Consider the following 21,573-nt stretch of genomic DNA (forward strand, 5'->3'; position numbering starts at 1 on the left):
ACCCGGGGCGCGCCGACCCCCCGATCTTCACCAAGCTAATCAGCGACGAGGAACTGGCCGCCAATCCCGGCCTGGTGAAGTCCAAGAACGTCAGGCCGCCGGTGGGCACCGGCAAGATCCGCCTGGTCTGCATCGGCGAAAATGCTTCCGTGGACAGCCAGCCCTGCGGCGGCACGCATGTTAAGAGCACCGGCGAAGTCGGCGAAATCCACATCGGCAAGATCGAGAAGAAGGGCCGTGAAAACCGGCGCTTCCGCATCCGCTTCGGCCCGATGCCCGCGAACTGAACAGACCGCCAGAGGGCGGCAGGAGAAAAAATGGCCGAAGACAGTCCTTTCACCGTCGATGCGGATTGGCTGCAGGGGCGCCTGGGCCAGCCGGGCCTGACGGTCATAGACGCGTCCTGGTATCTGCCGGCGCAAAAACGCGACGCGCGTGCCGAATATGACGCGGCCCACATTCCCGGCGCTCGTTTCCTGGACCAGGATGCGGTTTCGGATCCCGACGCAGCCTTGCCGCATACATTGCCGTCGCCGCAGCATTTTGCGCAATATGTCGGTTCGATGGGGGTTTCGGCCGATGACACCATCGTCGTCTACGACGGTCCAGGTTTCTTCTCGGCACCCCGGGCATGGTGGATGTTCCGCATCATGGGCGTCTTCCAGACCTATATTCTGGATGGCGGCTTCGACGGCTGGAAGGCAGCCGGCCGGCCGGTAACGGCCGAGCCGACGAAGATCGCGCCAAGCGTGTTCCATGCCGATTTCGACGCCGGTCGCGTCGCCAGCCTCGCCGACATGCGCCGGATCGTCGAGATCGGCTCCAGCCAGATTGCCGATGCCCGTGGACCGGGCCGCTTTACCGGCGCCGAACCCGAGCCCCGTGCGGGTATCCGCTCCGGCCACATGCCGGGCGCGCGCAACGTGCCGTACTCCGCCCTGTCGGAAAAGGGGGTGCTGTTGTCGAAGGATCGTTTGCGCAAGGTGATCGAGCAGGCCGGCATTGACCTGTCGAAGCCCGTCGTCACATCTTGCGGCTCCGGTGTCACCGCCGCGGTGGTCACCCTGGCGCTGGAGACGCTTGGCCACACCGACAACAGGCTTTATGACGGCTCATGGACCGAGTGGGGCGGGCTCTCCGACACGCCTGTCGTGACCGGGCCCGCGAAAGCTGGCAAGGAATGAACGCGATGGAAAACGGCGTGCTGCAGGACATCGACGTCACGGTGACTTTCCTCGAAATGCATGCGCCTCCCGCCGCCTCGCCGCCGGTGCCCTACAACCGTCAGGTCGCGCTGCTCAAGACCAAGAATATCCCCTTGCATTTTTACCGCTACCTGATGGATCGGGTGGGGCGCAAATGGCATTGGGTGAATGTTCTCAGGCTGAACGACGACGAACTTTCGGCCGGAATCCACCGCGAGGATCGCGACATCAGGGTGCTCTATCTCGACGGTGCGCCGGCAGGCTTCTTCGATCTCAAGCCGCATTTGCCCGAGGAAGTCGAGCTAGCCTATTTCGGCATGATGGAACACGCGACCGGACTGGGCATCGGCCGCTGGTTCCTGGGTGCCGCGATCTCCGCTGCGTGGTCTTACGGGCCAAAGCGGGTAGTCGTGCAGACCTGCACGCTCGATCATCCGGCGGCCCTGCCGCTCTACCAGAAGCTTGGTTTTACGCCGGTTGCGCAGAAGAAGGAAACCGTGCACCCGCTGCCTTTCGCCGAGCGCTCGGCAAGCGTCATGCGGCCATGACACGAGCCGGAACCTGAACCTTTCGTTCATCGCCGATTCAGCCTGCCTTTGGCATTGTGCCCGCATCGCCAATGCGGCCGAGGCCGAAGGAGAAACATATGCTGACCCGCCGTACACTCGCCGCCGCGCTGATCGCAGCGATTGCCATGCCGAGCCTTGCCGCCGCGCAGGCGACAACACCTTCGGCCGCGACAATCGAACGGAAGCTGGAGGCAGCACCCCGCGTGAAGCTGCGGCCGAACGAGCGCGTCACCATCCGCGAATTCAAGCGCCGGCCGGATCTGCGCCGGATGGCGCGCTCGATCGATATCCAGTCGATCAACTTCGCCTTCGGCTCGGCGGCCATTTCCAGTTCGCAATACGGCAAGATCGAGAACATCGCCGATGCGCTGAAGCGCATCCTGCGCCGCGATCGCGGTGCTCGCGTGCTGATCGAGGGGCATACCGACGCCGTCGGCTCCTTCCAATCGAACCAGGTCCTGTCCGAACAGCGCGCTGCCTCGCTGAAACGCACGCTGGTGCGTGAATTCGGCGTACCGGTTCATGCGTTGGAGACTGTCGGTTACGGCGAGGAGTTCTTGCTGGTGCCGACGCAGAATGAAAACTGGCAGAATCGCAGGGTGACGCTGCGCCGCTTTGACGATTTCATCCGGTGATTGGGTTCGGATTGCTCTTTGGCTGGCCGGGTTGCGTATTGGCCCGGCCTGTCGGCTAACTTTCGCAGCTTGCGGGGACTGATCGCTCGCATCGGATCGGTCCCTCGATCTTTGCATGAAACGGGTGGGAAGCATTGGCTCGAGCCGCTAATTTCCGGTCGACAACACGGGAGATTTCACCATGACCATCCAGTTCAAAGCTCTGCCGACCGAAGACGTCAGACCCCTGCAGCGCGGCGGACCCGATGCCTATGGCCACACGCCCGAGCGGCAGATTTCCGATGGCGACGGCATGCCTTGCCGGCATTGCCTGAAGAACATCGCAGCCGGCGATACCTATCTCATCCTGGCCTATCGGCCGTTCCCGAACCTTCAACCCTATGCCGAAACGGGGCCGATCTTCCTGCATGCCGACGAATGCGAGCGCGCCGGCGAGGCGGAAGCGCTTCCCGAGATTCTCGAGAGCCCGGACTATATCGTGCGTGGCTATGGCAGGGACGACCGCATCGTCTACGGCAGCGGCGGCGTTATCGCGACCGACGCGATCGCTGCGCGGGCCGAGACCTTGTTCGAGCGCGACGACATTGCCTACGTGCATGTCCGCTCGGCACGCAACAATTGCTATCAGTGCCGCATCGAGCGGGGCTGAGGCGTAGAGTTTCCGGCAGGAAATCCTGTCGTACTCCCGTCGTACAGTTGCGATAGAAAGCGATTGTCGATCGATTGGCCGACCGCGGATGAACCGGCGGCAATCTCGATATCGAGGAAGCGGGGCTTTGGCTCCGCTTTTTTGTTGCCCGCGCTTTTCCCAGTTTGCCGAACAACAAAAAAGCCCGCCGGCCAGGCCGACGGGCTTCGACTGTTTGCCTGGAGGGGCTACTTAGTTGAACTTGTACTTTGCGCCGAGACGCACGGTATGGAAGGAAGGAGTCGTCGTCACCAACCCATCGGGTGCTCCTGATCCCAACAAGAACGACAGGTCCTTCTCGGCGAATTGCGAATAGCGGTATTCCAAACCGATTGTCATGTTGCTCGATACAGCCGTTTCCAGACCGGCACCCACCGAGAAACCGCTCGAACCCCAGTCGGCAATGTCGCCGACCGGGTCGGAAGCGTTCAGGTCGAAATGCTGCCAGCTGTAACCAGCCAGTGCGTAGGCGAGCGTCGATTCGTTCATCTTCATGCCGACGCGGCCAAGCACATCGAAGCCGTAGTCGGTGTCGACATTGATCGATCCGACGCCGAGATCCAGCTTCGACGTCATGCCGGAGTAGCGAGCATCGACCATGACGCCTGCGACCCAGCTGCCGAAGTCCTGGTCGTAACCAACGTTCAATTCGCCAAACGCGCCTTCGCCGCCGAGGCCATTGAACTTGGCGCCGCCCAGGGGTGGGATTTCGATCTGGTGCACGGATGCACCCGCGCCCAACCCGCCACCGATATAGAAACCGGTCCAGTTGTACGCAGGGGTTTCAAAGGCAGCACCACCGCCATTTTGGGCGCCAAAACGGTAGTTGGCTGCAATCTGGAACGTATGCCGCGACGTATCGAGGTTGAGAAGGCCATCCGGCGCGCCGATAAGGCCCGCTTCTGAAAGGAGATCCCCCTTGGTGCCGAAGCGCGTATAGCGGTACTCGGTCTTGATCGTCCAGTTGCTGTTGATGGCCGTTTCAATGCCGCCGCCGACAAAGTAGCCGCTCTGGTCCCAGTGGAACCCAAAGCCGGCATTCGAATCGAGCTTGTACTTCTGCCAGGAATAGCCACCGAGCACGTAGCCCAGTGTATTCGGGGTAAACAGATAGCCTACGCGCAGGCCGGCATCGAAACCGTACGTCTCCTGGATCGAGGCGTCGAAACCGGCGGCATCGATCTTGGTTTTGATATCGCCCACGTGGACGTCCAGCAGTCCACCGAGCAGGAAGCGGGGCGAAACCATGTAGTCATAGCCAGCGGTAAGTTCGCCGTAGACGCCTTCGCCGCCGATGCCATTCAGCGAGATCGGAATAAAGTCGCTGCCAAGTTTGTGAACGTTGGCGCCGGCGCCAACACCGAAGCCGACATACAGCCCACTCCAGTTGAAACCGGATGCTTCGACCGGCTGAACCACATCAGCCGCATGCGCAGCCGACATCAAAGCCAATACGGAAACAGCACCGAGAAAAATAGATTTCGCAGAAACGCGAACAGTCATTGCCCAAACCCCTAATCAATAAGCCCGCAATCTTCCTAGCAAGGAGTCGGTCGCATGAGGAATGACAAATATGCAACAGTTGTAGGCAAACTCACACCTGCAACTGACCCCGATCTGCCCAGTAATCAAGTTTAGCGACCTGGATCGACCAATAAATCGACCAATAAAAAGCCCGCCGGAGGGAACCGGCGGGCAACAATAGCAAGTTGACTTTTTCTGGGTGTATCAGGCGGCCAGAACGGCTTTCGGCTCGACCAGCTCGTAGCCGAGTGCTTCGGCGACCGCGCGGTTGGTGATCTTGCCCTTGTGGACATTGAGGCCGTTGCGCAGGTGATGGTCGTCGATAACAGCCTTCAGGCCCTTGTCTGCAAGCTGCAGGCCGTAGTGGAGTGTCGCGTTGTTGAGCGCATGGGCCGAGGTGACCGGTACCGCGCCCGGCATGTTGGCGACGCAATAGTGAATGACGCCGTCGACTTCATAAGTGGGCTCGGCGTGGGTCGTCGCATGCGAGGTCTCGAAGCAGCCGCCCTGGTCGATCGCGACGTCGACCAGCACCGAGCCCTTCTTCATGCCCGACAGCATCTCGCGGGTGACGAGCTTCGGCGCGGCGGCACCGGGGATCAGCACGGCGCCGATGACGATGTCGGCCGAGAAGCATTCCTCCTCGAGCGCCTCGACCGTCGAGTAGCGGGTATGGACGCGGCCGGTAAAAAGATCGTCGAGCTGGCGCAGGCGAGGGATCGAGCGGTCGATGATAGTGACATCGGCGCCAAGGCCGACCGCCATGCGAGCGGCATGCAGGCCGACGACGCCGCCGCCGAGCACTGTGACCTTGCCGGGCAGCACGCCGGGCACGCCGCCGAGCAGCACGCCGCGGCCGCCATTGGCCTTCTGCAGCGCCGTCGCGCCGGCCTGGATCGACAGGCGGCCGGCGACTTCCGACATCGGCGCCAGCAGCGGCAGGCCGCCACGGTCGTCGGTCACGGTTTCGTAGGCGATCGCCGTCACGCCCGAAGCGAGCAGGCCCTTGGTCTGCTCCGGGTCTGGAGCCAGGTGAAGATAGGTGTACAAGATCTGGCCGTCGCGCAGCTGCACCCACTCATTGGGCTGCGGCTCCTTGACCTTGACGATCATGTCCGACTTGGCGAACACGTCGGCGGCCGTCTTGGCGATCGTGGCGCCGGCGGCGCGATAGGCGTTGTCGTCGGCGCCGATGCCGGCACCGGCGCCGGTCTCGACCAGCACTTCATGGCCATGGGCGACATATTCGCGAACCGCTCCGGGCGTGAGGCCGACGCGGTATTCGTGGTTCTTGATTTCCTGGGGGCAACCGACGCGCATTTTTCTTCTCCTGATCCGGCCCCTTAGGGGCTCACTCCCTGTATGGACAGAGTGAACCATGAATCGGCCTGCAGGTGTTTGCGAATGCGCTTGCGTGATCTGGCATGTTTCGATAATCGTTGCGCAAAACAGCTGGATATTCGCAGGATTCACGAAAAATGCCGCTCGACAGGATTGATATCGCTATTCTCGAGAGTTTGCAGAAGGATGGCCGGATACCCAACGCGGCGCTTGCCGAGAAGGTTGGCCTGTCGCAATCCGCCTGTTCGCGCCGGCTTGATAATCTGGAGAAGTCCGGAACCATTCGCGGCTACCACGCCCGGCTTTCCAATGCGGCGCTCGGCCACCAGATGACGGCCATCGTGCATATATCGCTGTCGGGCCAGTTCGAGAAGACGCTGTCGGATTTCGAGGCGGCGATCAAGCGTTGCCCCAACGTGCTGTCCTGCCACCTGATGTCGGGCGAATATGACTACATCCTGCGCATCGCGGCAAAGGACCTCGTCGACTATGAGCGCATCCACAAGGAATGGCTGTCGGCCATGCCGCATGTGACGAAGATCAACTCGTCATTCGCCTTGCGCGAGATCGTCGATCGCACGGCCATGGGCATGAAGCCGGAAATGGCCTAACGCCAAAGGCACACCCGGACGTCCTTGCCGACATAGCATGCGCCTTCGCGGCGAAGGTCGCCCCAATCTCCGGGTTCACCGTGCGTCGCGCGAATGTCCGAGTTCCCATAGCCTTCCCAAAGATCACCGTCCTTGTATACGACTGCCCAGTAATCTTTGGACATTTCACCAGCCCCGCTGTTCGTATTGGGGTAGTCGATACCTGCAAAAACTTGCCGAGGCCCCTGGATATTGAAACCGCCGCCCCTCTCGATTTGATAGGAGCATCTTCCGGATATGCGTGTCTGACCGTTAACAGCAAGCAGGCAGCGGCCCCATTTATAACCGCTCGGCAAACGATGCCGTGGTTGCGCATGCAAGGGCGAAACGGAAAACGCAATTGCAAGGACAGCCGCCACAGTTCGTCCGATCATCGTGTCACCCGTTGTGAACCGGTTTCATTTCCCAAACAGGTTTACGCCTCCGTCACGATCCGATCCATCGGGATGTCGTGCGGCTGCGGATAGATCGTGGCGATGCGCTGCAGTTCGTAGCCGACGCCGATGACCAGCGGCTTGAACGGCATCGCGGCCAGCGTGCGGTCGAAGAAGCCGCCGCCATAGCCCAGGCGATAGTTTGCCGGATCGACGCCGACGATCGGCGAGATGACGATGTCGGGCAGCACCGGATCGCCCTCGGCCGGGATCGGGATGTTCCAGACGCCCTTTTCCAGCCGGTCGCCCGGTTTGTAGGCGCGGAAGATCAGCGGCTGTCCTTTCTCGATGACGATCGGCAGCGCGGTGCGGCCACCACGCTCATTGATGGACGCCACCCATGGCCGCAAGTCCGGCTCGCCGCGAAACGGCCAGTAGAGGCTGACCATGCGCCCAGCGATGTCGCCGATGATCGCGTCGAGCCCATCCGCGATGCGCTGCGACATGGCCGTTCGCGCGTCGGCCGAAACCGCGAGCCGGGCGGTGATCAGCCGTTCGCGCTCGGCCTTGCGCCAGCGCCTCACATCGGTCCAGTCGGATAGCGGCGCGCGGAACTCCGGGTCGAGTTCGTGCATGAAGCAGGGCGGCGAGGAATACTGCGCCGGACCCGGGTCGTCATGATCATTGGCCATGCTTTACCTCATAAGCGTGTTCGATGACGCTATACCTCGCGACACGATACAACATGTGCATTCACGACATGGAACGACGAGTCCCGGGCACTGTCCTTCTGTTGCTGCATTGCACAAAAGTACCTACATCTGGAACAGGCCAATCTAGCCGTCGGGGTGAACGAAATGAGCCAAGCCAGCCATCATGTCGTCGTTGTGGGCGCGGGTTTCGGCGGCCTCGAATTCACGCGTGCGCTTGCCGGCGCCCCGGTGCGCATCACCATGATCGACAAGCGCAACCATCATCTGTTCCAGCCGCTGCTCTACCAGGTGGCGACGACGGCGCTGGCGACCTCCGAGGTTGCCTGGCCGATCCGCCATCTCCTGCGCAAGCGCAAGGACGTGACGACGCTGCTCGCCAATGTCACTGGTGTCGACCGCGCCGGCAAGCGCGTGCTGCTCGATGACGGCAGCGCCATCGCCTACGATACGCTGGTGCTCGCTACCGGTGCCCGCCACGCCTATTTCGGCCACGATGAATGGGAGCCGTTCGCTCCAGGCCTGAAGACGCTGGAGGACGCCACCACCATTAGGCGGCGCATTCTCCTGGCCTTCGAACAGGCCGAGCGGGAGACCGATCCCGCCAAACGCCAGGCGCTGCTGACCATCGCGATCGTTGGCGGTGGGCCGACCGGCGTGGAACTGGCCGGCACCATCGTCGAATTGGCGCACGACACGCTGCGCGCCGAGTTCCGCAACATCGACACGCGGCAAACGCGCGTGGTGCTGATCGAGGCCGGTGACCGCATCCTGGCCAATTTCGCGCCAAAACTCTCCGATTACGCCAGCAAGGCGCTCGAACGGCTCGGCGTGACCGTCGAGCTTGGCCGGGCCGTGACGCGCTGCGACGCCGAAGGTGTTGTGTTTGGCGACAAGCAACTGGCGGCCCGAACGATCCTATGGGCAGCCGGTGTTGCCGCCTCGCCGGCCGCCGAATGGCTGGGAGCGAAGGCGGACCGCGCGGGCAGGGTGCTCGTCGAACCTGACCTCAGCGTGCCCGGCAGTCCGGAGATTTTCGTCATCGGCGATGCCGCCCTTGTGCTGCGGCCCAATGGGAGGCCGGTACCCGGCGTGGCGCCCTCCGCCAAGCAGGAGGGCCGACATGTTGCGGCCACCATCAAAGCCAGGCTCGATGGTGACACGGCAGCGCGTCCTTTCCACTACAAGCATGCCGGCGATCTGGCGACGATCGGCAAACGCGCCGCCGCGATCGATTTCGGCTGGATCAAGCTCACGGGCTGGCTCGCCTGGTGGCTGTGGGGAATTGCGCACATCTATTTTCTGATCGGTTTCCGCAACCGGCTTGCGGTTTCCCTGAGCTGGCTATGGATCTACGCCACAGGCCAGCGCAGCGCCCGATTGATCACCCAGGGCGACGACGACAAGACCTGATTTTCTTCACTGCTCCCTTCATCCGCGCGTCATCTGTTGCTGATTGGCTGGCGCTCCGATGTGCGCGACTTCTTGAATGGACTTGAGCCGATTTCGGCGCGAAGTTCGGTTCGGGGCAGGGCGTTGTCTAACTAGGAGAAAACATGTCGCAGCTGCTCCATCCCGTCTCTCGTCGTGGTCTTCTCGCGGGCGCCGCCGCCACAGGGGCGCTGATCATGCTTCATCCCTTCTCCGCCCGCGCTCAAGCCAACCAGGCGCATCTTCGGATCATGGAAACCACTGACATCCATGTGAACGTGTTGCCTTATGATTACTACGCCGACAAAGCCAACGACACGATGGGCCTGTCGCGCACGGCATCGCTGATCGACGCCGTGCGCAAGGAAGCCGTCAATTCGATGCTGATCGACAATGGCGACCTGCTGCAGGGCAACCCGATGGGCGACTACATCGCCTATGAGCAGGGCCTGAAAGACGGCGATCTGCATCCGATCATGAAGGGAATGAACCTGCTCGGCTACGAGTGCTCGACGCTCGGCAACCACGAGTTCAACTATGGCCTGTCGTTCCTGGACAAGGTGCTGGCCGGCGCCAATTTTCCCTTCGTCTGCGCGAACCTGATCCGGGGCACCGAGCTTGCCGCGAACCCGCGCGACGACAAGCTCTACCTCAAGCCCTATGTGATCCTCGACAGGAAGATCAAGGACGGTTCGGGCGCTGAGCAGCCGATCAGGATAGGCATCATCGGTTTCGTGCCGCCGCAGATCATGGTCTGGGATTTCAAGAATCTCGAAGGCAACGTCAAGACCCGCGACATCGTCGAGGCGGCCAAGGCCTGGGTGCCGCAAATGAAGGAGGAAGGCGCCGACATCGTCATCGCGCTCTCGCATTCCGGCATCGATGCGCAGCACGGCGACATGATGGAGAACGCCTCGTTCTTCGTCGCCGGCGTCGCCGGCATCGACGCGGTGTTCACCGGTCACCAGCACCTGGTGTTCCCCGGCAAGAAGGATTTCCAGTCGCTCGAAGGCGTCGACACGCAAAAAGGCACGCTGCAGGGCAAGCCCGCCGTCATGGGCGGTTTCTGGGGCTCGCATATGGGGCTGATCGACCTGATGCTAGAGCGTGACGGATCGAAATGGAAAGTTGTTTCGGCGACATCCGAGGCGCGGCCGATCTTCGAGCGCGTCGACAACAAGAACAAGCCGACGGTGCCGGACGACAAGCGCATCATCGCCGCACTCGAACAGGACCATCAGGCGACCCTGGCCTATGTGCGCCGTCCCGTCGGCAAGACGTCCGCTCCGCTCTATTCCTATTTCGCGCTGGTCGCCGACGATCCGTCGGTCCAGGTCGTCAGCCAGGCGCAGACCTGGTATCTCAAGGATATTCTCAAGAGCACGCAGTGGAAGGATGTACCGCTGCTGTCGGCCGCCGCACCCTTCAAGGCCGGTGGGCGCAACGGCGCCGACTACTATACCGACGTGCCGGCCGGCGATATCGCCATCAAGAACGTCGCCGACCTCTATCTCTACCCCAACACCGTGCGGGCTGTCGAAATTACTGGCGCCGAGGTCAAGGAATGGCTGGAGATGTCGGCCGGCATCTTCAACAGGATCGAGCCGGGCAAGGCCGACCAGGCGCTCATCAACACCGATTTCCCTTCCTACAATTTCGACGTCATCGACGGTGTCACCTACAAGATCGACCTGTCGCAGCCGCCGAAATACGACGCCAAGGGCGGCGTCGCGAATGCCGGTGCCAATCGCATCGCCGACTTGATGTTCGATGGAAAACCAATTGATCTCAATCAGAAATTCGTCGTCGCCACCAACAACTACCGCGCCGGCGGCGGCGGCAACTTTCCCGATATCAACGCCTCGAAGATCATCTACGAGGCGCCGGACACCAATCGCGATGTCATCGTCCGCTATATCGTGAGCGAGGGCACGATCAACCCGTCGGCCGACGGCAACTGGTCGTTCGCGCGGCTGCCCGGAACCAGCGTCGTCTTCGAGACCGGCGTCAAGGCCAAGGATTTCATCGCCGATGTGAAATCGCTGAAGATCGAACCGGCTGGCGAGGGCGAAGCCGGATTTGCCAGATATCGCATCCTGCTCTGATACGGCCATTTGAGGCGTTCCAGGCCACGCCGCCATGTGCGGCGTGGAGCCTGTCACGGCCGCCCGAAGCGCGCTTTGATCACGGGCATGACGAGATCCAGCGCATCCGTGGAAATGCCGCCGGAATAGCCGTCCGGCAGCTGGTCGATCAGCTTCGGGTCGTCCAGTCCTTCCGAAAAGCCGCCGCCCGAATAAGGGCCGAGCAGGTAGACCTGTGTATCGACAGCCTGCATGCGGTCGAGGAACCGGTTGGGCCAACCCCACATCCATTTGGCGATGTTGATCGGGATGAGCAATGTGCTATGGCGGCAGGCATCCGGAACATAACCGCTCCAGCCCAACGCGGCGTATCGTGCGATGCACTGCGTGAGCGACGCGCGGCTCAGCGTATGCATGTCCGGCAGCGCCGCCTTGACCGCGGCAATCGGCTTGTCGCCGCCATAGACCGAGAGGTAGCCGCGTTCGGCAGGCGTCAGCCTGGAGAGCCAGACAGCCAGCGCCTCGCCTTCGCGGGGATCGTTGCTCTTGACGTTGATGTTGAAGCGGCGGGCGGGGAAGTGCGCCAGCACCTCGTCGAGGGATGGCATCATGCCGATCCCCTTGCCGCGAAAGGGGAAGGTCTTGCCGCCATCCGCCGTGTAGCCGTAGCCGATGTCGAGCGTTTTCAACTGAGCCATGGAATGGCCGCGGGTCTCTCCCTTGCCTTCGGTCCGGCAGTCCACCGTCCAGTCGTGGAAGACAGCGAATTTGCCATCCGTCGTCGGGTGGACATCGAGTTCGAGGGCGTCCGCGCCGAACGCGAAAGCGGCCTCCATCGAGGCAATGGTGTTTTCAAGATAGGCATGGCGCGGCGGCAGCATGCGGCTGGCCGTGCACGTATCGGAACCAAGATTTGTGCGGTCGAAATCCTGGGCAAGGCCGCGATGGGCAAGCACGACCGGGCCGCCGGCAGGACGGCCGGACAGCAAGGAGCTGTTGTTGAGCCAGATGCCTGCCGCGACGACAATGGCGCCCGCGAAGAAGATTGTCCGTTTGCGCATGTTTCGATTCGCCTGTGCCGGGACTCGCGTCAGGCGGTTATCGAGCACCCGCAGCGAGTTCCTCGAAAAAGACCTTTAGCGAACGCGGTTCACGCCCAAGTATCGCGCGTAGAGTCAGCGGATTACCGAGCAGGTTGTAATGGTCGTAATGCTCGAACATAGTCCTTTGTCCTGGCCCAACTTCGCCGAGCACACCTGGATCGCGGCGCTCCCTGATCTCCCGCCCGAGCACCTCACCCAACAGAGTGACCACATCGTGACGATTGTGCCACCCGGGCGCGCATAGCTCGAATGTGCCGTAAAGCAGACGATCCTCGGTTAGGGCAATGGCGGCGACCTCCGCGATGTCACGATAGTCTACAAGAGAGAAACGGGTCTCGGCCGACCAGGGCTCGGCCAGCACGCCGGTTTCGATGACCTTCGGCCAGAATGCCTCATAATTCTGATAAAAGCGGGATGGGTGAAGGAAGGTGTATTCCAGCTTCGAAGTCAGAATCGCTTCCTCGACCGGGGCTTTCGCTATGTGGTTGCCCAGCACGGAAAGTACGGGGTGGATGACAGACGAGAATACAAGCTGACGGACACCTGCGCGGATCGCGGCGTTGACCAAGCCTTTGCCGACTTCGGCTTCCTCGGCCATGAACGCAGGCGCGATGTAGAACACAGCTTCGATACCTTTCAGAACTGCGTCCAAGCTGGCCCGGTCCCGAAGGTCGCCGACAACCGTTTCCGCGGCACCATGCTCTCGTACTTGAGCAATTTCTTCCGGCTTTCGCACAAGGCCGCGCACACGGGCGTTACGCTGGGCGAGAGCCGGGATGACATTGCCGGCAAATCGGCCGGCAGCGCCAACAGCAAGAATCGTCATCGTTATCTCCTGTGTTTTTTCTCGTCTCCTGAGGTTTCGCGTTCCCTGGTCCAGGGTCACCTGCTCCAATAGATTGTTGTGCATCCCAAGCGGTCAAGACGACCGCTGCCGCAGCAGATCGGGCACGGTGGGTCGAGAGCTTAGCGTGGTCGCAAGTGACCTATCGCAACAGCTTTTGCGGGCCTCGGATGGGGCGCGGCGGCTTTTGGAGCCCGGCGACGGAAGTTTCAAAGCGCTTCGCCGGAAAAAGCGAATGGCGCTTTTCCTTGGGAATTGCGTAAAAACAAAGAGATAGGTCTCCGTTTCCGTGAAACGGTGAAATGCTCTAAGCCTTGTAGACCACCTGGCGCACGTCGATGTAGCTGGCACGAAAGCCGGCTTCGCAATAATGCAGGTAGAACTCCCACAGTTTCTTGAAGCGATCGTCGAAGCCGAGCGGCACGATCTTTTCCCACGATACCCAGAAGCGCTGCCGCCATTCGGCGAGCGTGCGCGCATAGTCATCGGGAAACACGCGCTCGCGCAGATGCGCAAGGCCATGATCCTTGCCGAGCGCTTTCAGGATCGACGGCGTCGGCAGCATGCCGCCCGGAAACACATAGCGCTGGATGAAATCCGGCCTGGCACGATAGGTGTCGTAGGCGGATTCGTTGATGGTGATGATCTGCAGCCCCGCGGTACCGCCGGGCTTCAGGCAGGCCTTCATCTTGCCGAAGAACACCGGCCAATATTTCTCGCCGACCGCCTCGAACATCTCGATGGACGCAATGCGATCGTAAGTGCCTGTTTCATCGCGGTAATCCTGCAATTTGATGTCGACCTTGTCGGCAAGCCCGGCCTTGGCGATGCGCGCCTTGGCGAAGTCGTGCTGCTCGCGGCTGATCGTCAGCCCGGTAACCCGGCAACCGATCTCGCGCGCGGCGAATTCGGCAAAGCCGCCCCAACCGCAGCCGATCTCCAGCACGTGATCCTTGCGGGCGATGCCGATATCCTTGGCCAGCGCCCGATATTTGGCGGCCTGCGCGCTCTCCAGGTCGTTGGCGCCGTTGGCATAGAGCCCCGAGGAATAGGTCATGCTCGGGTCGAGCCACTCCTTGTAAAAGGCGTTGCCGAGGTCGTAATGCGCCGAGATATTGCGTTTCGAACCGGTGCGTGTGTTCTCATTGAACCAGTGGCGGATGCGCTGGATCGTATTGATCAGCCAGCTCGCGCCGCCGGCGACCTTCTCGCCAAGGGCCGAGTTGACCACGAACAGTTCGAGGAAACTGGTCACATCGGGGCTTTCCCAGTCGCCGTCCATGTAGGATTCGGCAACGCCGATCGTGCCGCCGGAAAAGGCGCGGCCCGGCAGGCGCCAGTTCTTGAGCACCAGTTCGGCGTCGGGACCTGGTCCCTTGCCGCCGACCAGCACGGAGCGCCCATCCGGCATCCTGACCTTCAGCGAACCGCGCGGCAGGTTCATCGCCGCCGACAGCACCACGCGCGCCTTGGCCGGCAGGCCCTTGACGATCTCGGCGAAATTGAACTCGTCGAGCCTGACCGCTTCGGCAGGCATCGTGCCAGACTGTTCCTTGTGACCCATGTCCCGCCCCTGGACTTCCGCGATGCCGGCTGACAGTCGCCGGTTCCGTTCCTTGCGGTTCATCGCCGGGTTCGGACGTTGCCTGATCCCCGGATCAGCCACGTACGGATCCGAACAAAAGCGCATCCCTCGACCAGAGCTTCAGCGCTTCCCAGTGAATCCCTGCGACAATCTTCCACGTCATCGCCGGGAACTTCAAGAGGCAAGCCGCGAGCTGGGCTGTACCACGTGCGCACTCGTCTGGTGGAGTCGAACATATCAAAACGCCTATGGCCCCCACCGCGCTTGTGCGATAGCTTTAGCCATGCGTTATGTAATCGTCATTGCCGCCATCGCATTCTTCCTGATCTGGGACGGCCTGTACAATCAGGGCCGCTACCTCGACCTGTCGGTCAGGGAGCTCAATCATGCCGTCCGCTATGTCACCGGCAAGGCCTGATACCTTCTAGAGGCAGCAGCCCGCGCTTGTGTGCGGTGTGCGACGGTCGAGGCGCGTCGCATGGACGCGTGGCGCCATGAACGGTTGACGCGAAGAGACCGCCGTCACAAAAGACCCCGCATTCAGATCGAGGAGGCGGGATTGATCCGGCATATCGTTTTCTTCAGCGCGCGGCGCAAAGAGGATGTGGAGGCGGTGCGTACCGGGCTGCTGGCGCTGAGCAACATTCCCCATTCCAGTCTCTTCGAGGTAACCCTCAACACCAAGGTCGACCCGCTGTCCGACGAGATCGATGTCGTCGTCTATGCGGAGTTCGCCGACGACGCGGCGCTGGCCGCCTACAAGGCGCACCCGCTCTACGCGCAGACCACCAGCAAGGTCAGACCCTTGCGCGAATTGCGCTATTCCGCCGACGTCGTGGCCGGGAGCTGATCCAGGGCCTGTTCCAGCCGGTGCCTTTTTCGACGCCCCATGAAATAACCGGGCAACACATGAAGGCCGCCGGGCAGATTGTCGGCTTTCCGCCAGGCCTGCAGTTCGGCCAGCATGACGCTGAAATGGCCTTGCATGGCTGCTTTCAGCGCGCCGCGCACCGTCAGATAGCTGAGGATCGACCCATAGCCGCTTGATCGGTAATCGGGACAGCGGCCGACGAAATCGTCCAACCCCTTGATATAACCGGCATGGGTGCGCGAGATCGAATTCGTCGACCGGTATTTGAGGACGTCGGTGGCCGTGCCGAAAGCGATGCGATGCTGTCTCGCCAGCCGCAGCAGCAACTCCCGGTCCTGATGGCGGCGCAGGTCCGGATCGTAGCCCCCGACCGCGTCGAAAGCCGCGCGGCGAACCGTGACGGTCGAGTTGGTCAGCGGAATGCAATGGCAGAGCAGAAGCTGCCGCAGTGTCTCGCTATCGGGGGTAAGGCGGGGCAATCGGTGTATTCGTTCGCCGCGGTCCGAAATGTCGCTGAAGCCGTCGATGGTGCAGGCGATGTCCGGGTTCTCGTCGAAGAATGTGATCAGCCTGTCCACACGCCCGGGGCGGAAGGCGTCATCCGAATCGAGAAAAGCGATGAGCGGTGCGCTGGACAATGCCGCGCCCCGGTTGCGAGCTTCGTTGGCACCGGCCGCCAACGGTATGCGGTGCCATTTCAGGCGCACATCGTCGAGCGAGGCCAGATAGCTTTCGGTGCTGTCCGTCGATCCGTCATCTATCACCACCAGTTCGATATCGGTTCGCGCTGTGCAAAGTACGGATGCCAGCGTGCGCGGCAGGCTTTCACGGCGATTGCGGGCAGGCACGACCACGGCAAGACGAGGCGTGGCGACAAGGCCCGCTTCCATCGGAAGAATGGTCGGCAGGACTGTCATGGCCGGAACTCGTGCATGGTCGTACGGGTGCAGCCGAAGTCCGCCTTGAAGGGTTCGTCGCCGATGGTGAAATCGAAGGCTTTGCCGCCCTCGGCGGCCCAGGCGGCCATGACCTGGTCGAGCGCCACGCGACCCGGAGAATGGCGCGCATGGGCGCCATAGTCGCAGGCCAGCAGGATGTAGCGGAAAAAATCGCCGTCGATTAGGCCGAAGACAAAAGCAACCGGACCATCCTTCGAAGCGAGGCGATAGGTTCGTGCAAGGCCGGAGCGCGCGCCGTTCGTAGCGACATCGATGTAGAATTCGAGGCCGTACGGCGTTTGCATCGGATCATCCGGGAAGCGCCCGGTGCGGAAGCCGCGCGCCGCAACCAGGGCCTGACGCACATTGTCGGGCCCGACCAGTTCCAGCTTCAGCCCGCCAGCTTCGGCAAGCCTGCGCGCCTTGCGGTCGAGACTCCCGGCGCCTCGACGGCCAAGGTTGGTCCTGCGCCATTCGGCATAGGGAAAGCCGTAGCGCACGGCATGCGCGCCGAAATCGAGCACGGACGGCTCGGATCCCAGCAACTGGCGCCATTCATGCAGATGGCTGTGATGAACAGGTCCAATTCTCAGATCCGCATGGTGCCCAAGGACCTCGCGAAAATGCCGCCTGGTTTGTGCACTGAATGTCACGCCCCTGGCCACGATCGGACAGGCATAATCGGTGACGCCCAGGAAGGCATATTCGATCGCCCCATCGCCGCGCCGTACCAGCGGAACCACCAGTTGGAGTTCGCCGTCGCTATCGCGGCCGGTGATCACCAGCGGCTCGGCGCCGTGCGCCGGAGCGATGTTGCGATAGAAAGCCGTGAGCCAGTCGGGATGCTGGAAGGCCGATGCCGATGCGCCGGAGAACAGCCGCCGGTATTCAACCGAGCCGAAATCGAAGCTGTCGGCCGCCTCGATCACGATCGGCCGAGCGGAGATCGGATGTCCTGGCGCGGCGCGGTCAAGCACGCTTCAGCCCCGTGAAAAGTCTCCTGAACGCCTGTTGCGAGAGAAGGGCGGGGTCGTCGAGGCCGATGCGGCCGCCGGCCGGCAGGTCCACGGCCCGCAAGGCGGCGTACAGCCTGTCTTCCGAAAGCTTCTGGGTTTCCATGCGCCCGGGGTGCGTTTCCCGATAGATCGTGCCGTGGGAGCCGTGCGCCGGATTGGTGTTGATCTCGAAGATTTGCGGACACCCGTCGACCAGCGAGAAGTCGGCGCGCCCATAATCGATGCCGGCGAGGTCGAATGCCCTGCGCAGCACGTCTTCATACAGATTGCCGACCACAAACCGGCGCTCGTTTTCGAGGAATGTCGCCAACATGGGATGGGCAAGCAGACGCTGCTTGTCCTGCACGTCCTTGGCCGCCCAGCGGAAATCGACGACATTGTGATGGGCGATCAGCCGATCGCCGACGCGATAGGTGGCAAAGCGCTGCCAGACGCCGGGGCTGATCTCCTGGCCGGCATACTCGATTACCAGCTTGCCGGCCAGCGGTATGCCGTTCGCTCTCATCCGGCTCAGCGCCGCATCGAGCGCCGGCTGGTCCGCAATCAGCTCGAAGTCCGCGGAAAGGTGGTCGAATTCGTAGAGGATGAAGACCGGAAAAGCGTTCGGACGCGGCTGGCTTTCGCAACGCCAGGCCGAGAAGCAGTTGATGCCGGCCGCGTGCAGGGCTTTCAGCAGATCATGACGGCCAAGCACATGGGCGGGGTGATTGAGAACGCGTGCCCCGCCGCGCTCGAGCCGATTGGCGACCCCGGCGGCCAATGCGATCTCGAAGTGCGAAAGCCGCTCGTGATCCGTGAAGACCCAGGTGCCGGAGCGCAGCTCCTTCTGCCGAAAGAGGCGCTCGTAGCTCCAATGGCGCGCGTTGCCCAACTGGCGGATCAGATGGCGAACGGTATAGCCGTGGCTGCGCGTGGTGACGAAGTTGATCAAGCGCCATCCGGCGAGCCGCCGTCCTCCTGCAAGGTGAGAACGCCCGCCGGCTGCCGTGATCCGTTCACCGAGCCTGCGAGGACCGAAGCATAAAGGGCAAGGTTGAGCGCCACCGCCGAATCCAGCGAGAAATCCCGCACACGCCGGCGCCCTCGCGCGATCAGGGTGTTCCTTTCCTCGCTATCGGCAAGCAACCGAAGCGTCCGGTCGGCAAGCGCTTCCCGCCGTCCTTCCGGCACCAGCGCCAACGCCTCTGGACGACCGGCGACGTCGCTCACGCCTCCGACGGCATAGGCGACCACCGATACTTCCGCCGCCATCGCTTCGAGCAGGACGCTGCCGAACACTTCGCGCCGGGAGGGTAGAATCATGACATCGGAGATCTTGAGTGCCTTCTTGACCTCGGCTGGCGAGACGAATCCGGTGATCGCCCACCAGCCTGGCCTGGAAACCGCGGCGAGCGCCGCTTCAAGCTTGTGGCGGTCGGGGCCGTCTCCGCAGATCAGCAGGAACACATTTTCACCTGACAGGCGCTCGACGAGCACGGGCAGATCCTGCCAGCCTTTTTCACCACTGATGCGGCCGATAAAGCTGAGGATCGTCCGATCGTCCGGGATGCCGTGCTCACGGCGAAAGGCCCGAAGCAACCCAGCTGCGATTGGACGGCGGAACGCTTCGACATCGACCGCATCGGGGATCACCTCGATGCGCGAGGCATCGAGCCCCAGCTCCGAGGCCGCGCTCCTGCCATATGTATCGGTGAGCACGACGACCCGATCGGCCGACCTCAAAGCCAGGCGCTCGAGCCACCGGGTTACGTCATAAGATTTGCCCTTGAGCCCGAGCGCGCTCTGAAGCCCGGACCAGAGCGGCGTGTTCATCGAAACGACAAGCGGTATCTTCAGCCTGCCGACAATAACGGCGATGATCCTGCACCAGACCGAGTGGTTGAAATGGATGTGGACGAGATCGTAGCGGTGTCGGGCCCGAAGAAGCTCCGGGATCGCGCCCAGAAACCAGCTGAAGCAGAGCATCGGCCCGGCCAGGAACTCGGGCAGCCGGAAGCCCGTGCATGTCACCCGCATGGTCGCGGATATCCGCACATGCCTTGGGCTGCCTGGAATGTAGCTGGTCAGAACCGTCTGGGTCGCGCCGGCCTTGTCCATGGCTTGCGCGATCGTCCATGTCTGGTTCTGCAAACCGCCGACAGGATCGAACGCGATCGGCCAGTTGCCTGGCCGATAGAAGTGCGGTGTGATCCGCAAGATCCTGAGCATGCCGTTGCCCGCCATCCGTCGTTCCAGCCATGCACGCAGGGCAATGGGCGCCATTCGACGTCGAATCGCGACGCGGTGACAATCGTCCAAGACCGAGTTCGCAGCATCCCCCATGCGGGGGATATCCTTACGTGAAATACTTTCGCTGCAGAAGAGAAAAGCGGGCGGCCATTTCTGGTGGTTTTTTGCCATGCCCTGGCGCCAGGGCGTGCAATCACGTCTTGAACGGTTATACGGAATGATGCACATCGCGCCTGCATGACCCGTTCCACAGCCGCCGGAATTCATCCGCTCGATCATCTGGTGCTGCCGACGCAGAGCCTCGACGTGGCGCGCGCCCGGCTGACAGCGCTGGGCTTCGTCGTCGCACCCACCGGCATCCATCCCTTTGGAACGGAGAACTGCTGCGTTTTCCTCGCCGACGGCACCTATCTGGAGCCGCTCGCGATCGGCAGCGAACAAATAGCATTTGACGCGGCCGCCGAGGGCAATGCCTTCGTCATTCGCGACCGCATCTATCGCGGCAGCCGCGGCGATGAGGGATTTTCCGCGGTGGTTCTGGGCACCGACAATGCCGATGCCGACCACGCGCGCTATGTGGAAGCCGGCCTGTCGGCGGGCGACACGCTGAGCTTTTCGCGCGCTTTCACCGACACGACGGGCAAAAGCGATACCGCGTCATTCAAGCTCGCCTTTGCTTCGAACAGCCGTGCAACGGATGCTTTTCTTTTTGCCTGTCAGCGGATCAACGCACCGAAAGTGGACCGCGCGGCGTTGCAGGCCCACCCCAACGGTGCCACCGGCATTGTGGAAGTGGTGGCGGTCAGCGACCGACCTGACGAGCAGCGTCGCCTGATCTCCGTGGCGGTGGGCGATCCCGCCGCCATTGGGCAGGGCGGTGCGTTCCGCCTGCCGAATGCGGTTTTGAGCATCCTCGATCCCGCGTCTTTCGCCGCCCGCTTCGGCATTCCGGCCGGCTTGCCTACCGAACTTCGGTTCGCCGCGGTCATCTTTGCGGTCCGCGATGCCGATGCCGTTTCAAGGCTGCTTGCAGCCAACGCCATCCCGCACGATATAGCGGGCAATGACATTGTCGTGCAGCCGGCATCAGGGCAGGGCGCGGCTTTCATCTTCCGGGAGATCCCATGAACAAGCCCCAAGTGCCCAATTCGATGGCGCCCAATTCGGCGGTAGCCGTCGGCAACGTCGTTTTCGATAACAAGGCGGCCTTGGCGCTGATCGCCGGACCGTGCCAGTTTGAATCGCGTCAGCATGCTTTCGACATGGCCGGTGCGCTCAAGGAATTGACCGGCAAGCTCGGCATAGGCCTCGTCTACAAGACCAGCTACGACAAGGCCAACCGTACATCGCTGTCGGCGACGCGCGGCGCCGGCATGGAGGCAGCACTCCCTGTCTTCGACGAACTGCGCAAGGAATTCTCGCTTCCCGTGCTGACCGATGTCCACACCGAGGAGCAGTGCGCCATCGTCGCGCCGCATGTCGATGTGCTGCAGATTCCGGCCTTCCTGTCGCGCCAGACGGACATGCTGGTCGCCGCCGCAAGGACCGGCAAGGTGATCAACGTCAAGAAGGGGCAGTTCCTCGCGCCCTGGGACATGAAGAACGTGGTCGCCAAGATCACCGGTTCCGGCAACCCCAATGTCTTGACCACCGAGCGCGGCGCCTCGTTCGGCTACAACACGCTGGTGTCCGACATGCGTGCTCTGCCCATCATGGCCGAGATCGGCGCGCCGGTGATCTTCGATGCCACGCATTCGGTGCAGCAGCCGGGCGGGC

At 62.2% G+C, this 21,573-nt stretch carries 23 protein-coding genes; 12 read left to right on the top strand and 11 right to left on the bottom strand.

Features of this window, described 5'->3' with window-relative positions:
* The 5 genes from FJ978_RS32405 to FJ978_RS32425 form a co-directional block, all read left to right on the top strand.
* Positions 1-287, top strand: a 287-nt coding sequence (locus FJ978_RS32405; RefSeq protein WP_140576893.1) for an alanyl-tRNA editing protein, incomplete at its 5' end; no start/stop codon positions are given.
* A 30-nt stretch (positions 288-317) separates the two neighbouring features.
* Complete coding sequence (gene sseA / locus FJ978_RS32410; RefSeq protein WP_013895667.1) at positions 318-1,184, top strand: 3-mercaptopyruvate sulfurtransferase; 867 nt, start codon at positions 318-320, stop codon at positions 1,182-1,184.
* Between the two features lie 5 nt (positions 1,185-1,189).
* Complete coding sequence (locus tag FJ978_RS32415) at positions 1,190-1,753, top strand: GNAT family N-acetyltransferase (RefSeq protein WP_013895666.1); 564 nt, start codon at positions 1,190-1,192, stop codon at positions 1,751-1,753.
* A gap of 98 nt (positions 1,754-1,851) precedes the next feature.
* On the top strand, positions 1,852-2,409 hold the full coding sequence (locus FJ978_RS32420; RefSeq protein ID WP_140576895.1) for an OmpA family protein: 558 nt from the start codon (positions 1,852-1,854) through the stop codon (positions 2,407-2,409).
* Between the two features lie 181 nt (positions 2,410-2,590).
* Positions 2,591-3,058: a DUF1203 domain-containing protein gene (locus FJ978_RS32425; RefSeq protein WP_140576896.1), complete on the top strand. Its 468-nt coding sequence runs from the start codon at positions 2,591-2,593 to the stop codon at positions 3,056-3,058.
* 231 nt (positions 3,059-3,289) lie between these two features.
* Here the strand turns inward: FJ978_RS32425 and FJ978_RS32430 are convergent, their stop codons facing one another.
* Entirely contained in the window at positions 3,290-4,600 is a 1,311-nt protein-coding gene (locus FJ978_RS32430) for an outer membrane beta-barrel protein (protein WP_140576898.1), read from the bottom strand.
* 225 nt (positions 4,601-4,825) lie between these two features.
* A complete protein-coding gene (gene ald, locus FJ978_RS32435; RefSeq protein WP_140576900.1) occupies positions 4,826-5,941 on the bottom strand; it encodes an alanine dehydrogenase in 1,116 nt (371 codons plus the stop codon).
* 158 nt (positions 5,942-6,099) lie between these two features.
* On the opposite strand from ald, the gene FJ978_RS32440 reads away from it, so the two are divergent.
* Positions 6,100-6,573 (top strand): Lrp/AsnC family transcriptional regulator, encoded by a 474-nt coding sequence (locus tag FJ978_RS32440; RefSeq protein WP_013895662.1) that lies wholly within the window; start codon positions 6,100-6,102, stop codon positions 6,571-6,573.
* Positions 6,574-7,027: 454 nt separating this feature from the next.
* Here the strand turns inward: FJ978_RS32440 and FJ978_RS32445 are convergent, their stop codons facing one another.
* Positions 7,028-7,678, bottom strand: coding sequence for a 5-formyltetrahydrofolate cyclo-ligase (locus FJ978_RS32445; protein WP_140576902.1), 651 nt, complete (start codon positions 7,676-7,678; stop codon positions 7,028-7,030).
* Between the two features lie 165 nt (positions 7,679-7,843).
* On the opposite strand from FJ978_RS32445, the gene FJ978_RS32450 reads away from it, so the two are divergent.
* Positions 7,844-9,109 (top strand): NAD(P)/FAD-dependent oxidoreductase, encoded by a 1,266-nt coding sequence (locus FJ978_RS32450; protein ID WP_140576904.1) that lies wholly within the window; start codon positions 7,844-7,846, stop codon positions 9,107-9,109.
* 143 nt (positions 9,110-9,252) lie between these two features.
* Positions 9,253-11,232: a bifunctional 2',3'-cyclic-nucleotide 2'-phosphodiesterase/3'-nucleotidase gene (locus FJ978_RS32455; protein WP_140576906.1), complete on the top strand. Its 1,980-nt coding sequence runs from the start codon at positions 9,253-9,255 to the stop codon at positions 11,230-11,232.
* A 53-nt stretch (positions 11,233-11,285) separates the two neighbouring features.
* On the opposite strand, the gene FJ978_RS32460 is transcribed toward FJ978_RS32455, so the two are convergent.
* From FJ978_RS32460 to FJ978_RS33465, 4 genes are all read right to left on the bottom strand, one after another.
* Positions 11,286-12,272, bottom strand: a complete 987-nt coding sequence (locus FJ978_RS32460) for a glycerophosphodiester phosphodiesterase family protein (protein ID WP_140576908.1) — start codon at positions 12,270-12,272, stop codon at positions 11,286-11,288.
* Positions 12,273-12,309: 37 nt separating this feature from the next.
* Positions 12,310-13,140 (bottom strand): NmrA family NAD(P)-binding protein, encoded by an 831-nt coding sequence (locus FJ978_RS32465; protein ID WP_140576910.1) that lies wholly within the window; start codon positions 13,138-13,140, stop codon positions 12,310-12,312.
* Positions 13,141-13,465: 325 nt separating this feature from the next.
* A complete protein-coding gene (locus FJ978_RS32470; RefSeq protein WP_140576912.1) occupies positions 13,466-14,722 on the bottom strand; it encodes a cyclopropane-fatty-acyl-phospholipid synthase family protein in 1,257 nt (418 codons plus the stop codon).
* A 94-nt stretch (positions 14,723-14,816) separates the two neighbouring features.
* Positions 14,817-15,002 carry a DUF1365 family protein gene (locus tag FJ978_RS33465; protein WP_140576914.1) on the bottom strand — a complete coding sequence of 62 codons (186 nt, stop codon included), beginning with the start codon at positions 15,000-15,002 and terminating at the stop codon, positions 14,817-14,819.
* A 24-nt stretch (positions 15,003-15,026) separates the two neighbouring features.
* On the opposite strand from FJ978_RS33465, the gene FJ978_RS33470 reads away from it, so the two are divergent.
* Together FJ978_RS33470 and FJ978_RS32480 are read left to right on the top strand one after the other, a co-directional pair.
* Positions 15,027-15,161 (top strand): hypothetical protein, encoded by a 135-nt coding sequence (locus tag FJ978_RS33470; RefSeq protein ID WP_013895655.1) that lies wholly within the window; start codon positions 15,027-15,029, stop codon positions 15,159-15,161.
* A 141-nt stretch (positions 15,162-15,302) separates the two neighbouring features.
* On the top strand, positions 15,303-15,593 hold the full coding sequence (locus FJ978_RS32480) for a Dabb family protein (RefSeq protein WP_140576925.1): 291 nt from the start codon (positions 15,303-15,305) through the stop codon (positions 15,591-15,593).
* Here FJ978_RS32480 and FJ978_RS32485 read toward each other — a convergent pair.
* The 4 genes from FJ978_RS32485 to FJ978_RS32500 are packed head-to-tail and all read right to left on the bottom strand — an operon-like array spanning position 15,563 to position 20,076.
* Positions 15,563-16,531 (bottom strand): glycosyltransferase family A protein, encoded by a 969-nt coding sequence (locus FJ978_RS32485; RefSeq protein ID WP_140576916.1) that lies wholly within the window; start codon positions 16,529-16,531, stop codon positions 15,563-15,565. The genes FJ978_RS32480 and FJ978_RS32485 overlap by 31 nt on opposite strands.
* Positions 16,528-17,529, bottom strand: a complete 1,002-nt coding sequence (locus tag FJ978_RS32490; RefSeq protein WP_140576918.1) for a GNAT family N-acetyltransferase — start codon at positions 17,527-17,529, stop codon at positions 16,528-16,530. Before FJ978_RS32490 ends, FJ978_RS32485 begins: the two co-directional genes overlap by 4 nt.
* Positions 17,522-18,499, bottom strand: a complete 978-nt coding sequence (locus FJ978_RS32495) for a hypothetical protein (protein ID WP_140576920.1) — start codon at positions 18,497-18,499, stop codon at positions 17,522-17,524. The genes FJ978_RS32490 and FJ978_RS32495 overlap by 8 nt, the downstream gene beginning before the upstream one ends.
* On the bottom strand, positions 18,496-20,076 hold the full coding sequence (locus FJ978_RS32500; RefSeq protein ID WP_140576922.1) for a glycosyltransferase family 4 protein: 1,581 nt from the start codon (positions 20,074-20,076) through the stop codon (positions 18,496-18,498). The genes FJ978_RS32495 and FJ978_RS32500 overlap by 4 nt, the downstream gene beginning before the upstream one ends.
* Here FJ978_RS32500 and FJ978_RS32505 point away from each other — a divergent pair.
* Both FJ978_RS32505 and kdsA read left to right on the top strand, forming a co-directional pair.
* Positions 20,035-20,925 (top strand): VOC family protein, encoded by an 891-nt coding sequence (locus tag FJ978_RS32505; protein WP_013895649.1) that lies wholly within the window; start codon positions 20,035-20,037, stop codon positions 20,923-20,925. The genes FJ978_RS32500 and FJ978_RS32505 overlap by 42 nt on opposite strands.
* Positions 20,922-21,573: 3-deoxy-8-phosphooctulonate synthase (gene kdsA, locus FJ978_RS32510; protein ID WP_140576923.1), on the top strand; the 652-nt coding region annotated here is incomplete at its 3' end. The genes FJ978_RS32505 and kdsA, both read left to right, overlap by 4 nt.

The sequence above is a fragment of the Mesorhizobium sp. B1-1-7 genome (assembly GCF_006442705.1).
GTDB lineage: Bacteria > Pseudomonadota > Alphaproteobacteria > Rhizobiales > Rhizobiaceae > Mesorhizobium > Mesorhizobium opportunistum.

Excerpts from the sequence above, each read along its gene's own strand:
- FJ978_RS32440 (WP_013895662.1), top strand. The coding sequence starts at position 6,100 with ATGCCGCTCGACAGGATTGATATCGCTATTCTCGAGAGTTTGCAGAAG.
- FJ978_RS32470 (WP_140576912.1), bottom strand. The coding sequence starts at position 14,722 with ATGGGTCACAAGGAACAGTCTGGCACGATGCCTGCCGAAGCGGTCAGG.
- FJ978_RS32415 (WP_013895666.1), top strand. The coding sequence starts at position 1,190 with ATGGAAAACGGCGTGCTGCAGGACATCGACGTCACGGTGACTTTCCTC.
- FJ978_RS32460 (WP_140576908.1), bottom strand. The coding sequence starts at position 12,272 with ATGCGCAAACGGACAATCTTCTTCGCGGGCGCCATTGTCGTCGCGGCA.
- sseA (WP_013895667.1), top strand. The coding sequence starts at position 318 with ATGGCCGAAGACAGTCCTTTCACCGTCGATGCGGATTGGCTGCAGGGG.
- FJ978_RS32485 (WP_140576916.1), bottom strand. The coding sequence starts at position 16,531 with ATGACAGTCCTGCCGACCATTCTTCCGATGGAAGCGGGCCTTGTCGCC.
- FJ978_RS32465 (WP_140576910.1), bottom strand. The coding sequence starts at position 13,140 with ATGACGATTCTTGCTGTTGGCGCTGCCGGCCGATTTGCCGGCAATGTC.
- FJ978_RS32420 (WP_140576895.1), top strand. The coding sequence starts at position 1,852 with ATGCTGACCCGCCGTACACTCGCCGCCGCGCTGATCGCAGCGATTGCC.
- FJ978_RS32445 (WP_140576902.1), bottom strand. The coding sequence starts at position 7,678 with ATGGCCAATGATCATGACGACCCGGGTCCGGCGCAGTATTCCTCGCCG.
- FJ978_RS32500 (WP_140576922.1), bottom strand. The coding sequence starts at position 20,076 with ATGATCGAGCGGATGAATTCCGGCGGCTGTGGAACGGGTCATGCAGGC.
- FJ978_RS32455 (WP_140576906.1), top strand. The coding sequence starts at position 9,253 with ATGTCGCAGCTGCTCCATCCCGTCTCTCGTCGTGGTCTTCTCGCGGGC.
- FJ978_RS32450 (WP_140576904.1), top strand. The coding sequence starts at position 7,844 with ATGAGCCAAGCCAGCCATCATGTCGTCGTTGTGGGCGCGGGTTTCGGC.
- FJ978_RS32430 (WP_140576898.1), bottom strand. The coding sequence starts at position 4,600 with ATGACTGTTCGCGTTTCTGCGAAATCTATTTTTCTCGGTGCTGTTTCC.
- FJ978_RS32425 (WP_140576896.1), top strand. The coding sequence starts at position 2,591 with ATGACCATCCAGTTCAAAGCTCTGCCGACCGAAGACGTCAGACCCCTG.
- FJ978_RS33470 (WP_013895655.1), top strand. The coding sequence starts at position 15,027 with ATGCGTTATGTAATCGTCATTGCCGCCATCGCATTCTTCCTGATCTGG.
- FJ978_RS32505 (WP_013895649.1), top strand. The coding sequence starts at position 20,035 with ATGACCCGTTCCACAGCCGCCGGAATTCATCCGCTCGATCATCTGGTG.
- ald (WP_140576900.1), bottom strand. The coding sequence starts at position 5,941 with ATGCGCGTCGGTTGCCCCCAGGAAATCAAGAACCACGAATACCGCGTC.